Origin of the sequence: Enterococcus sp. DIV0806c (genome assembly GCF_051710905.1) — a bacterium.
In the GTDB taxonomy this organism is placed as follows: Bacteria; Bacillota; Bacilli; order Lactobacillales; family Enterococcaceae; genus Enterococcus_B; species Enterococcus_B mundtii.
The window spans coordinates 173,337-186,340 of record NZ_JBIOLO010000002.1 but is presented as its reverse complement, the minus strand read 5'-3'; the positions used below and the strand labels follow the sequence as shown (position 1 = coordinate 186,340).

The window sequence follows — 13,004 nt, the reverse complement described above, 5'->3', positions numbered from 1 at the left end:
TGTTCGGGTAAGAGATTTGCCTATAAGCATAGGGTTATAAAAATGTTATTAAAAAACTTAGTATTAATAGCACACGTTTGTTATATATTTTTTATAGTAGAGAAGATAGGGCAATAATTTTTGAAGACATTCGATATCATAGGATATTTTTTTATTATCTAAATCAAGAACGAGGTTTTAGAGAGAAATATACAGAGGAGTGGTATGAAAATGACAAAAATTATCCGAATAGTTGGGAAAATTTTGTTAATTATGGTTTTACTTTTACCTTATATCCCATTTCAACTAACCTATGCGGATGATCAGTTAAGTTTTTCTGGTAATCATGAAGTAACAGACACTTTGGAATATGCAAAAAAGTCAGAAGAATTAGAAGGAAACGATAGCGAAGAGATGAGCAATCGTACTACTGAATACCGTTTAGAGCTAATTGCAAGTCCACTAGCTGGTGGTAATCCTAGACGAACTTATCAGGGAGGAACGAATGTAGTTTGGCTCCGAATAGGAGATAACTTGGGTAATATGAATGCATTTCCAAATCCCGGTTACCAATTTTTACGTTGGGAAGTCGCTTCAGGTCCAATAGTTATACTTCATCCAACTAACCAAGATCTTACTGTAAGCCAAAGGGAAGCTGGAAACTCTGTGATTCGTGCAGTTTTTGAACCAGTTCAAGGTGGAAATGTTACTGTAAAGCATGAAGATGAGGAAGGGAATCAATTAGCTGATCCTAGCGTGCTGATTGGATTAGTTGATCAAATCTACACAACCGAAGCGTTAAGCATTAGTGGTTGGCAATTGAGTAAGACTCCCGAAAATGCCTCTGGAACTTTTAGAGTAGAAGAACAAATGGTTGTCTATACCTACGAGCCTGAACAGAATCTATGGGGAACGGTTCCTTGGTCGTATGAGGAAGGAACTGAAACAATTACATTATATGGTGGAGAGGCTGGCGCAGCAGTAGATGCCCCATGGAAAACCCATTCTTCAGTTAAACAAATCATTGTGGAAGATCAAGTGATATTACCAAAAAATTCTGAGAGTCTGTTTGGAAACTTACGAAATCTGGAAATAATTGAAAATATTGGCAGAATGGATGTTTCAAATGTCCAAAACATGAGACAAATGTTTCTCAATACATCAATAAGAGAATTAGATTTGAATAATTGGGACATGTCGAATGTGACCGATATAAGCCATATGTTCGATGGTACTTCTTCGTTGAGAACTTTACATGTGCGTAATTGGAATACATCGAAGGTAACTAATATGAGCTTTATGTTCAGTGATGCAAGGTCTTTAACAAAATTAGATATCAGTAACTGGGATACGTCAAATGTCACAAATATGGGTGTGATGTTTCAAAACGCAGGATCCTTAATCGAATTGGATATGAGTAACTGGAATACATCGAAGGTAACTAATATGAGCTTTATGTTCAGTGGTGCAAGGTCTTTAACAAAATTAGATATCAGTAACTGGGATACAGCAAGGTTAAGCTTTTTTATAAGTATGTTTGATAATACATCTTTAAAGACAATTGTTCTGGGAGAAAAAAGTGTTTTTTCGCCAAATGGAGCTTGGACAAATTTGCCGCAGATTGAAATAACTGATCAATACACAGGCAGATGGGTCTTAAAAGAAAGTTTAACTAGCGGGACTGGTGTTATCGCATTTGAAAACTCAACCGAGTTTATGAATAACTATGATGGCACTTATCCGGGTACTTACATCTGGGAGCCAGTTCCTCCTGAACAACTCATTGCCAAATTTGACCCTGTGAGTGACCAATCTGTAGTGATTCACGGTCATGCCACAGAAATGGTGGATCAGTTGACGATTACCTATAAAAACACAGAAGGAAATATAGTTGTTCTTGAAAAAGATTCTCCTCGTATTGCCTGGGGAGACTATCAAGATACCCACGAGAAGGTTCGCTCCTTCCAAATCAACTTAGCAGAAAATGAACGGATCGAAACGGGGTCAAAGGTCGAAATGAAACTGTCAAAGCCTTCTGGGGATACGACTGGAGATGTGACAGAAGAGCAAACAGTCATTAAAGGTATTGATTATCGAAGCAATAACTTTACGTTAGATCGTTCTGAGATCAACGAGCTAGATACAGTCGAAGTATTACATGAGCTCATTCTCCAAAAAAGTCGTGCGCAAGCAAGAAATATCATATCTGAAGAAGTCATGACCAATGATTTTCGCATCATTGAGACAGATCTTTCGTTAGATAGTAAAGAAGACGGGAGTTACTACGCTATTCTTGAAGTCGGCAATAAAGCATATCAGATGACGATCGGTATCAATCTGACCTCAAAAGTTGAACATTTGCGGGTAACGATCCCTGTCAAAATGATTTTTGAATCATTGTATGACGAAGAAGAATCGAACCGCCAGTTTGAGAGCCAAACCTATGAGATCCACAATCAATCCTCGGTGGCTGTTGATACGTATATCAACCAAGTTGCTATTGATGCCCCTGCTGGAATCGTTCTTTTGAAAGAAGGGGAAGATCCACTTGACTATGTAGAAAGTGATGTGAAGGATCCTAGTTATGAGGATATTACGAAGCCATTGTTGCGCTTGAATCTCCAAACGCAAGAGACTAAAAAACAGTTATACGCAACGATGCCGGAGCAACATTTGATTCGTTTACCAGAAGGAGATCGTACACCGCTTTCCTTATCAGGAGAATTTTATGGGGATTATCCACGGTGGATTGATCATCCTGAACTTGAGCAAGGGGGCTATTACGAGAGCACACTTGTACCTAATTACCGAATCGTGTTACGATTCGTCCCACGAATTTAAAGAACAAATCTAATATTCATTAAGAAGGTTAATCGATTGCTTGAAATAAGCCAAGCGCCTAATGTTAGTTCTAGGGAATCGCAGTTTCTGTTGATGGTAATCCGAAGGTGGTGGTACTTGGAGCTAACGGTTTGAAAATCCGGATACGGCCAGTCAAAAAGATCTTGCGAATTGTTGAAACGGACTATCGTACGTACTTCAACGAACTATGTGAGAATAATTTGAACACATAGAACAACCATTCGATGGTATGTAAGGTGGTATAAAAATAGATTTATTAAAAAGATTGTCCGGAAATCATTGGTTTTCTGTGCGCAAAAAAGGAGTTGGCTTTGAGTGCCAACTTCTTTGGTGTATAGATTAAGACTTTCATAGAAATAAAACTCTGTTTACATAGATTTGTACGTTGTTTTAAAAAAAGAGTATTTAGAAAATAGCTATCTTCTAAATACTCTTTTTGAACTTTGGGGTATGGAAACAATCTAAAAAATCAAAAGAAATACTAGATAAAAATAGATTTCTGATGAGTGCCTTCCATCAATTTAAACAAAAATCCAGTTTCTTCGGATAGTACCTGAACCGATAGTAATATAATTATTATAAATTCCCAAAGACTGGCCCGTAGATAGATCTGTAATTCTAAAGGTATCATAATTTAAATTATTTGTAGATGGCAGCTTGGTAACAGAAAACTCTCTGGCATTTTCTTTTCTATCTAGATAAACATATCCTCTATTAGAGATATTAAAGTATAATTTGTCATCATTTTCTTTTGAGTGTAATACTCTAATGTATAGTCCTCTAGGTGATTTTTCAAAAACGATTTGATCATACCAAGGTTCTCTCTGTTTTTGCATTGTTGGATAATACCAACCAGCGGATTTTGTTTGATTCAAATATAGCATAGAGTTAAAATCATTGTTCGTGTTAACTGACGACATAACTCGTGGAGTGTTTATTGGAACATCTGTAATAGAGCTTGTATTTTCTGGAAGTATTATGGTTGCTTGAACTTTTGGTCCTAATAATCCTGCTGATAAGAAACCTAAAAGACAAACAAGTGAGAAAACTACTTTTTTCATAATGGCGCCTCCTTTTATTATTTTTATAAATAATCAGTAATTCTGTTACATATTTATTGTATCACGCCATGGATAGCGCTTCCAAAAAAATATTATTAATTTTTTTTAAAACTATTTTAAATTTCGATATAATCTGTTGGAATAATTAACTAATAATCACTTAGCAAAATTTATTTAGAGGTGCTAATGGGTATTTCTAGAAGCTAGTAAAATTTCGTCAACAGAATGAGTAAGTAAAATAGAGATAAAAGTATAAAAAGTAAGAGTGTTCATATTAATTAGTACATCTATTAATAGATGAGAGGGTATTAGTAAGGAAGTTCTCGCACGTTGGTGATTTTCATAGTTAACAAATAAGTGTATTGGAAAAGGAAGGAACCCAACAGTTTCTTATATAATTAGAAGCATTTACCACTACGAATAATACAATTTATGAGTTAGAATAGATTTGTTTATATATTCCGAAAAGCGAAATAATGTAATACTATAAATTACAAATAAATAAAATTTCTCAAATAAAAAACCTTTCCATTAATGGAAAGGTTCATAAAAATAATAATTATCTAATATGTTTCATCAACTTTTCTAGTAATCATTGGGAAGAATTTCAAGCAGTAGATTGCACAAATTCCTACGATAATATAAATAATTTTCGCAAAAATAGATGTGGAACCACCAGCAATCATAGCAACTAAATCAAGTTCGAACAAGCCTACCAACAGCCAGTTCAGTCCTCCCACAATCAATAAAGTTAATGCAATAGCATCTAAAGTTTTCATTATAATTCTCCTTTCTTAATTGATAAAATAATTATGTACTAAAATAAGAAACATTGCTTATATAACGCTCAGAAATTCTAGTAAACTATGAAAAAGAAGAAAGCAAATAAAGGTACAGTAGATAATGTCTTCTATCAAAAAAGTAACTAACTGACAAAAAGTCAGGTTTAAACGTTGATAGTCAGAAATACTTAGTGAGCTACAATAAAGTATGAATTTCCAATTAACTCTTCTATAAAATAAACGATAGCCTTCTCGATTTTTCGAGAAGGCTATCTGACGATTAATTTTTAATAATAATAATTCTAAATTTGCACGTCGAGGTGAAAATTTCGATTATTCATTTTCTGTAGAATATTTTATTATAGGTGAGTGCAATTAAGACTCCAATTTGAACCTTGCTTGTTTAGTTCCGTATATTAAAAGCTTTGAATTTCATAAAAAGAGGAGGGGAATGAACTATAAAAAAAGAATAGTCACTCGCTATTTACTGGTAATCCTGATTTTGAGGTTTACATCTAATGTACAAGCTTCGTCTATACACTCAACCGAGACCGAAGGATCAATTCACTTTACGGGACGCTATGAACCAATCGGTACACCGGATCCACCACCGACAGAAATAGCTAAGCCCATTATTGAGGGAGACCTTCCCCAGACCAATGCAACGATGCAATCTTACTGGATTTGGCTAGGTTGTTTACTCACAGGTTTAGTTGTATTCTTTGGAATCAAAAGAAACATGAAGAACAAAAAAAATAGAGAAAATTAAAGAGGGAATCACACATGAAATTTATTCGATTAGTAAGTGTTGCTGCATTATCTACGACCATTTTAGCTGGAGGCGTTCAAGCGTTTGCCGATGAACCAGACAACGAGGAAAAAACAAGCGAAGTCCGCAAAACGACAACCGATGGGCAAATCACATTCACCCCAGGGAATGACGATACGGAAGTGGATGAACTACCCGGAGAACCAGAGGTAGACATTCCACCGATTACAGGACCGGATGGACAAAATAAAGGACCGTTAACGATCGCGACAGTTCCAACGATGAACTTCGGCTCACAAATTATCTCAACTACCGATAAAAATTACAACATGATCGCTGAAAGACAACAAAAGGCAGGAACAACGGGCGAAGAAAACAAGATCCCTTATGTGAGTTTGGCACAAGTCCAAGACACACGTGGTACGAATGAAGGATGGAAATTAATGGTCAGCTTGTCTGAATTTGAAGGTCCAGCTGATACACAAAATAAGGTGTTAAAAGGAGCAAAGATCACATTGCACGATCCAAATCTTGTTTATAGCATCAATGATTCTGAACAAGAACCTGAGGTACATGCTACTGGCCTGGAGATTTTACCCGGAGAAAAGGCTGTGCCAGTGATGACAGCGGCTGCTAAAAAAGGGGCCGGATCATCTTCTGTTGTTTGGGGGGACAATGCTGCTCTTGCACAACAAGTCACAGCCGGAGCGGACGTAGTGGAAAATGACGCAATCAAACTATTTGTTCCAGGTTCAACCGCCAAAGATGCGGTAACGTATACCTCTACATTGACATGGGAATTAGAACTAACACCTGAGAATGAGCCTGATGAGGATTAAGAAATAACATTCCTATTTCCATGTTCCATTAGTTACTGGCAGCGTTACAGATTTCTGTGACGCTGCTTTTTTTTAAGAAAGGATTACGTTAGATGAACTATACACAAAAGAAGTACAAATACTTATGGTTGCTCGCCATTTTCTGTTTTTTCTTACCGGTTTCGGTTCAGGCAGAAGAAACGGCACTTAATATTTATGCCACACCACTTTTTCCAGACAGCCAAGTAGATGAGGACAAAGGCTATTACGATTTGAATCTAGCCCCGAATCAAAAAGAAATCTTGCGCTTGGAGATTGGGAACACGAGCGCAGAACCCATAAGGGTTCAGGTCACCCCACATACGGCATATACCAACGTGTTAGGAAACGTCGAATACGGCAAAGATGCCGAAGAAGCGGATCCAACCTTAACCCACTCCTTAGATGAGCTGATAACGCCTTCCGGTGTCATTGAATTAGCTGGAAATGAAAAGAAGACGGTTGAGATTCCCTTACAGATGCCAGACGAAGCCTTTGACGGCTTTTTGGCCGGAGGCTTACGCATTGCCGAACTAAAAGAGGAAACAGAAAAAGCCGATGAAGCCACAGGGGAAGGCGTGGCCATTAAGAATGAATTTGCCTATGTGGTTGGTGTGGTCGTCAGTAATAGCAGAGACTCGGTACAACCTGAGTTGGAACTATTAGATGTGTTTGCGGATCAATTGAACTACCGCAATGTGATCAGTGCCTCTTTACAAAACTTTACGCCTACTTTTGTCAATCAATTGGCGGTGAAAGCTACCGTGAAACGAGCAGGGGAGAACGATGTCCTCTATAAGGCAGAGAAAGAAATGATGCAGATGGCGCCGAATTCCAACTTTAACTTCCCGATTTCTTTAGAAGGCGACCGTTTTCGAAGTGGGAACTATGTCCTAGAATTAACAGCGACATCGGGAGAGAATGAATGGTCATGGACGCGTGAATTTACGATTGAATCCGATGAAGCCCGCAAGTTAAATCGAGAAGACGTAATGATTGATTCAAGTATCAATTGGTGGATGATCGGTGCGATTATTTTACTCGTTTTAATGCTTGGACTTGTTCTTTACCTGATGTGGCAAAAGAAAAGAGCACGTGAAAGCGAAAAAGAAGTATAGAGAGGAGGATTCCATGAGAAAGCTAATGAAAAAAGGAATGCTCATTTTAGGAACGATGATTCTTGTTCTGCATGCATTCCTCCTGCCAGTAGGCATCGTCTATGCGGAAACCACGGATAAAAAGGAAGGGGGGCAAGTACAGGAAGAAGAACAATTGGAACTTCCATCCATAAAAAACTATCTAGAAGTGGAAAAAGAAGGCAATCCTCGCTTTTCCTTTCCTCGCTCTCGCCTTCAAGGAACGGTTGAAGAGCCATTGAAGGTGACCTTTGTTTCAGATCAAGAGGTGTCAGAGGCAAAGATTACCCTTCCGAAGGAAGCAAAGCTGGTAAAAGACCAGTTACAAGCTGGGGTTACCATCAACCAAGAAGAAGAATCAGATGAATGGACGATTCAAGCAGAGCGGGCGCAACAAACATTTGTGCTTCCTGTGGTTTATGAGTCTGAAGGCAATTATGAGGTATCCGTCGAAGAAGCAACTGCGACACTTGAAATATCGGAAAAGGAAGAAACGGAGATTGAAGATCAATCAGAAATGAATCAGAAATCCTCTGATGAATCAAATGAAGAACATGAGCAAGATGTAAATGCGACTGAACAATCAGAAGAAAAAGAAGCGCCTGTAGCAACCGAAGAATCGAAAGAGGAAGCTATTCCTTCTGAGAACGAAACATTCGAACAGGCAGTCTTTGAAGGAAATACGGCAGAAGTCGCAACAATGGCTGCATTCAGAGAAGCAGTCGCAGATCCTGAAGTTAGCATTATCTCTGTTCAAGACAATCTGTCAGAAAATATCGTAAATATTATGTCGGTGTCTCGTCCCTTGCTTATTCAAGGAAATGGGTATACTTTGACATTTGGGAACAATGGTTTTTATTTTCAATTAGAAGACGTAGACGAAGCGACTACCTTTCGGATAGAAAACGCGACAATTACAAAAGTAGGTGCGACTCCCCTAGTCAATGCGTCGGTAGAGGTCAGTCACAATTGGGTATTAGAAATAGAAGATGTAGCAGAGGTCAATGCAAATGCGATGCAATTAGCCTCTATTCCAGAAGGAATGGTTCAATTTACAGGGGGGGCGAGTAACTTCACACGCACCACTTCTACGCAAACCTTTATTCAAGCGAAAGAAGTGAAGGCTGTAAATGAAGCGCAAGTAACTATCAGTCGTGGAAATGCCACGATCTTTCTAGCAGCAGCGACTGTTTCTGAACCTAAACTAACAATCGAAGACGGCGCAACTTTAGCAATTACTACGACTTCGGGTGTCGCAAATACAATTGATTTTAGAGGAGAAAATGCGGAAGTTGCACTCCAATCTGGTGGAGGTTTAACGATTAGTACAATCGGAACGACTGCTGCTCCTACTAATACAAGCAATAATACGATTGCTTTGACTGGAGCAGGACCAAAAATCACTGTTCGTGATAAAAGCAACTTTACGACGACAAGTACTGCTGCTAAAAGAGGGTTACATCTATCCGGAAATAACCCACAAGTGATTGTTGATGATTCGGAATTATCTGTGACCTCAGCTACACAGTCAGCGGTGAATCTATCAGGAAATAATCCTCAAATGATGGTGGATAGCTCAGAACTATTAGTTACCTCTACCACCACACAGGCAACGGTAAATCTAGCTGGTAGTGAGCCATCATTTTCTGTAACGAATAGTCGTAGTGACATTCGTTCTACAACAGGACCTACACTTGCATTGACGGGTATATCACCTAAAGTCAGCTATGTAGAAACAACAGGTAGTTTAACAAGCACTACTGGTCAACGGTTGAATTTGATTGGAGACAATCCTCAGTTATCATTGGATCAGACCCAATTGTCAATGTCCGCTACAACTGGCCGGGGAATATATTTAGAAGGAACGACACCACAAGTCTTATTAAATGAAAGCAACATTGAAATCATAGACACCGATGTTTCTCAGGGGATGATTTTAGTTGGAGCAGATGCATTACTCTCATTAGAAGATAATAGTAATTTAATAGTGAATGGGGCAGGGACAGGAACGCTCGAAAATATTCAAATTGGCTCCAATAACCCTCGTCCAGAACTCTCACTAATTGGTGCTTCTAAAGTGACAGTCACTACTACGAGTGGTACAGGTGGCGCTTCGGATACGGCTAACAATGCGCTACACTTACGTGGTGAGCAACCGAAAATGACGATATCAGAAGAATCAGAACTGAATATTTCGGTTACTTCTAATGCGCGTCGAGGAGTTTTTTTGAATGGTGCAGAGGCTGATTTGACAATCAAAGATAGCCAGCTGAATATAAATACAGCAACAGGTCAAGGTCTGACCATTAATGGACGAGAGTCATCCTTACAGGCTATAAACACAGATATGCTGATTCGATCCACGTCAGGACAACGGCTGAATCTTGTTGGGGCTTTGCCTAAACTAGTGTTGGATAACAGTCACGTGACTATGGGGACGACGACTGGTCGAGGAATTTTTTTACAAGGTGCAACACCACAAGTACTCTTAAATGAGAGTCAGATTGAAATGACAGATACTGGTGATTCGCAAGGAATGATTTTGGAAGGCACAGATGCGTTACTTTCTTTAAAAAAGAATAGTGCCTTCAATATTTCTGGTGGTGGAACAGGTACTACCGAAAACATTCAAGTCGGTAACAACAATGCAAGACCTAAGATAGACTTAGAAGGTGGCTCAAAATTAGGAGTCACTACTACTAGTGGAACAGGTGCCGGGTCAGCTACAATCAATAATGCACTCCATCTCAGAGGGAGTGATCCAGAACTAAATATTGCAGATAGGTCAAATATTTCTATTAATATTACTTCTGGCAATCGACGTGGTATAGTAATGACGGGAAATAATTCAACCACACACGTTGATTCCAGTGATATAAAATTGAAGTTAGCTGGTAGTGGGGTCGGTTATTCTGCAACAGGAACTACTAATAAATTAGCCATCTCAAAGAGCCAGTGGGAGGCAAACGGAAGCTCTGGGCACAATATTCATATGGATGGAGATAATAGTACAGTCTTACTTGATCACTCTGATACTGTTTTTGAAACAGCCAGTTCTGGTAAGAATATTTGGTTAGCTGGAGCAGATTCAGCTCTTGTTATAGAAAATGGTGCCCAAGTCAATGCAACATCAGATAATGCGAATAGTATAACGATACATGGTGCACGTGCTTCATTACAAATGAGTGGTTCTACATCAAAGATGGAAGTAATTAGTAATGTCAGCGCCGCTGAAACCAATGCAGCGGTTTATCTAGGTGCTGCTATGGCTAGTACTACTTCAGGAGCTAATAATCCTAATGCTGAAATTAGATTGACAGAAGGCGCAAAATTGAACATTCATGCAAATCATGCCACTGCGTTAGGTCTGCTTAGCAAAGATGGAAAATTTGATTTGTTAAGTAATTCAGAATTAAATTTAACTGCCGGAAGTACTGATGAAACGAAGAATGGTGCTGTTTCTGTCTTACGTTTTATACGTGCAGGAGGCTATCAGTTTACAATAGATAATGCAAAAATGAATATAAGTAAAACAGGAGGAAGGACACCCGGTATTCGTATGTATGGTGGAAATAATCATATTTTAGTTAGGAACGGGGGGCAATTTTTCATCTATAATCCTGGAGATGGTGTCCCTAGAGATCAAGATACGGCCTCTGGTTTGGCAAATCAAGGGGTACATTATCCTAGGACCGGGGATAATTCTTTTGTAGTTGATGGCTTGGGTTCTAAGGTTCAAATTGTTGCGGATAACGGAGCAGCGATAGATATGGAAAGTCAGGCGGGGCAAATTGAAGCGCGAGATGGTGCCACTTTCATTGCCCAAGGACGTACAGCCACAGATGCGGGAGGAATTTTCAACGCTGGAAATGCAACTGTTCGTTTTGAGAATCCACTATTTATGGACTTTAGAAATACTCGTATCGGTGGTGGAAATATATTTAATGTTAGTAGTGGAGCGACACTAAATGCAATAAATAGTGATTTATCTGTTTGGCGAAAAGGTGCTGACTTGAGTGGTGATCCAGATTTAGACATTCGTACTATTGATTATTCCTTTACTGGAACAAATTTTAATACGTTAAGCCAGACAAGTGCACCAGATCAACTAAATACGGAAGTATTTGGCAACACAGGTTTAACTGCATACAGTCGTTTAAGTAGTAATAATGGGCGCTGGGCCATCGCAGATGAGCTGAGGGTGCCAACCAATGCCGATAAGAAAATCTATGGGCGCGTGAGTCTTCCTGTAGGACTAGATGATAGTCGTCCAGCGTGGGATGATGAAGCGATCGTAACAGTCGAAGTAAAATCCCCATCAGGGCACACACGAGACTATACGACCAAGACCGTCGGTCATTCAGACGAATCACCAGGTATCAGTATTTACGGAGAAGCCCAACGTGGCGGACTTTTTGAAATTACCTTACCTGCCCCCCTTGAAGCGGGATCAAAAGTTCGAATCAGCCATGTAGAATTAACCAGTGGCGAACTGACCGAAGGCTTTGACCATCAGATTCTAACGGACACTGTGGAAGTCTTTCCAATTGTCCCTCCGGTACCTGCGAAATTCTCGTCTTCCATCATTGGTGAAAATAGTAGAACCATCCAAGGGACTTCAGAAAATAAAGAAGTCGAAGTGACCGCAACGCATAATGGGCAATCCTTTGATACGTCGGAGGTTACTGTTAACGACGATGGCAGATTTACGCTTGATCTAAGTGAACTCGTACTAAAAGAAGACGATGAAATTCAAATCTTTTTACGGGATAATGCAGGATCCGCAAAGGCCGCAGAGGTCGTTGCTCCACCTGAAACAAATAATGATCGAGGTAATATCAATCCGCCAATCGAATTACTGTTTCATGATGTGACATTTGAACCAGCGACAATTTTAACGGTTGGAAATCTTGGTCCTGTCTCACCAGTAGATCCGATGAATCCAGAAATTGAAGTCGATCCAGAGAATAAACCTGAGCTCGAAGAAGAACAAGGCTTATTAAGTATTGATTTTGCTTCTCAATTCACATTTGGCGAACAAGCAATCTCTACGCGAACGAAGCGGTATTATGCGCAACCGCAACGCTTGTTAAATCCTGATGGAACCGTCAATGAGGTGGAAGAGCGACCAAACTATATCCAGATCAGTGATCGACGGCCAGAAGAGGAACGTCACGGCTGGCAATTAGCAGTTACGCAAAACAGTCAGTTTACGGATTTACAGGAAAATGAACTAAGAGGGGCACGTTTGTCATTAACGAACCAACAATTGAAGTCTGTTCACGGAAGTGACGAACCGACGTTGTATGCTCAAGACGGTGTCACTTTAATTCCAGGAGAAAAGACTAAACTTTTGACCGCGCTCGATGGCCAAGGAGCAGGTACCTGGATCTATCGGTTTGGTGACGGTGAAAGTGCAAGCGAAAGCGTGGCACTTGAAGTCCCTCCAACCGCGAATCCAAGAGCGAGCACATACGAAACAACACTCACCTGGGAACTAAGTGCAGTTCCTGGCAATTAATCACAAGAAAGAGAAGGGCTGCGGCTCTTTTCTTTTT

At 39.5% G+C, this 13,004-nt stretch carries 7 protein-coding genes; 5 read left to right on the top strand and 2 right to left on the bottom strand.

Going from position 1 to position 13,004, the window contains the following annotated elements; genetic code table 11:
* Positions 1-210 precede the first annotated feature (210 nt).
* The gene (locus tag IGK77_RS15615) at positions 211-2,820 is read left to right on the top strand and encodes a BspA family leucine-rich repeat surface protein (protein ID WP_438713355.1); all 2,610 of its coding nucleotides are present in this window, start codon (positions 211-213) and stop codon (positions 2,818-2,820) included.
* Positions 2,821-3,362: 542 nt separating this feature from the next.
* On the opposite strand, the gene IGK77_RS15610 is transcribed toward IGK77_RS15615, so the two are convergent.
* Together IGK77_RS15610 and IGK77_RS15605 are read right to left on the bottom strand one after the other, a co-directional pair.
* Complete coding sequence (locus IGK77_RS15610) at positions 3,363-3,902, bottom strand: hypothetical protein (RefSeq protein WP_438713354.1); 540 nt, start codon at positions 3,900-3,902, stop codon at positions 3,363-3,365.
* Between the two features lie 563 nt (positions 3,903-4,465).
* Positions 4,466-4,681, bottom strand: a complete 216-nt coding sequence (locus IGK77_RS15605; protein ID WP_438713353.1) for a DUF378 domain-containing protein — start codon at positions 4,679-4,681, stop codon at positions 4,466-4,468.
* 454 nt (positions 4,682-5,135) lie between these two features.
* On the opposite strand from IGK77_RS15605, the gene IGK77_RS15600 reads away from it, so the two are divergent.
* From IGK77_RS15600 to IGK77_RS15585, 4 genes are all read left to right on the top strand, one after another.
* A complete protein-coding gene (locus tag IGK77_RS15600; RefSeq protein ID WP_438713352.1) occupies positions 5,136-5,453 on the top strand; it encodes an LPXTG cell wall anchor domain-containing protein in 318 nt (105 codons plus the stop codon).
* 14 nt (positions 5,454-5,467) lie between these two features.
* Positions 5,468-6,292 (top strand): WxL domain-containing protein, encoded by an 825-nt coding sequence (locus tag IGK77_RS15595; protein WP_438713351.1) that lies wholly within the window; start codon positions 5,468-5,470, stop codon positions 6,290-6,292.
* Positions 6,293-6,384: 92 nt separating this feature from the next.
* Positions 6,385-7,428 carry a DUF916 and DUF3324 domain-containing protein gene (locus IGK77_RS15590; protein WP_438713350.1) on the top strand — a complete coding sequence of 348 codons (1,044 nt, stop codon included), beginning with the start codon at positions 6,385-6,387 and terminating at the stop codon, positions 7,426-7,428.
* Between the two features lie 13 nt (positions 7,429-7,441).
* Complete coding sequence (locus IGK77_RS15585; RefSeq protein ID WP_438713349.1) at positions 7,442-12,967, top strand: WxL domain-containing protein; 5,526 nt, start codon at positions 7,442-7,444, stop codon at positions 12,965-12,967.
* Positions 12,968-13,004: the final 37 nt, after the last annotated feature.

Excerpts from the sequence above, each read along its gene's own strand:
- IGK77_RS15600 (WP_438713352.1), top strand. The coding sequence starts at position 5,136 with ATGAACTATAAAAAAAGAATAGTCACTCGCTATTTACTGGTAATCCTG.
- IGK77_RS15595 (WP_438713351.1), top strand. The coding sequence starts at position 5,468 with ATGAAATTTATTCGATTAGTAAGTGTTGCTGCATTATCTACGACCATT.
- IGK77_RS15590 (WP_438713350.1), top strand. The coding sequence starts at position 6,385 with ATGAACTATACACAAAAGAAGTACAAATACTTATGGTTGCTCGCCATT.
- IGK77_RS15605 (WP_438713353.1), bottom strand. The coding sequence starts at position 4,681 with ATGAAAACTTTAGATGCTATTGCATTAACTTTATTGATTGTGGGAGGA.
- IGK77_RS15610 (WP_438713354.1), bottom strand. The coding sequence starts at position 3,902 with ATGAAAAAAGTAGTTTTCTCACTTGTTTGTCTTTTAGGTTTCTTATCA.
- IGK77_RS15585 (WP_438713349.1), top strand. The coding sequence starts at position 7,442 with ATGAGAAAGCTAATGAAAAAAGGAATGCTCATTTTAGGAACGATGATT.
- IGK77_RS15615 (WP_438713355.1), top strand. The coding sequence starts at position 211 with ATGACAAAAATTATCCGAATAGTTGGGAAAATTTTGTTAATTATGGTT.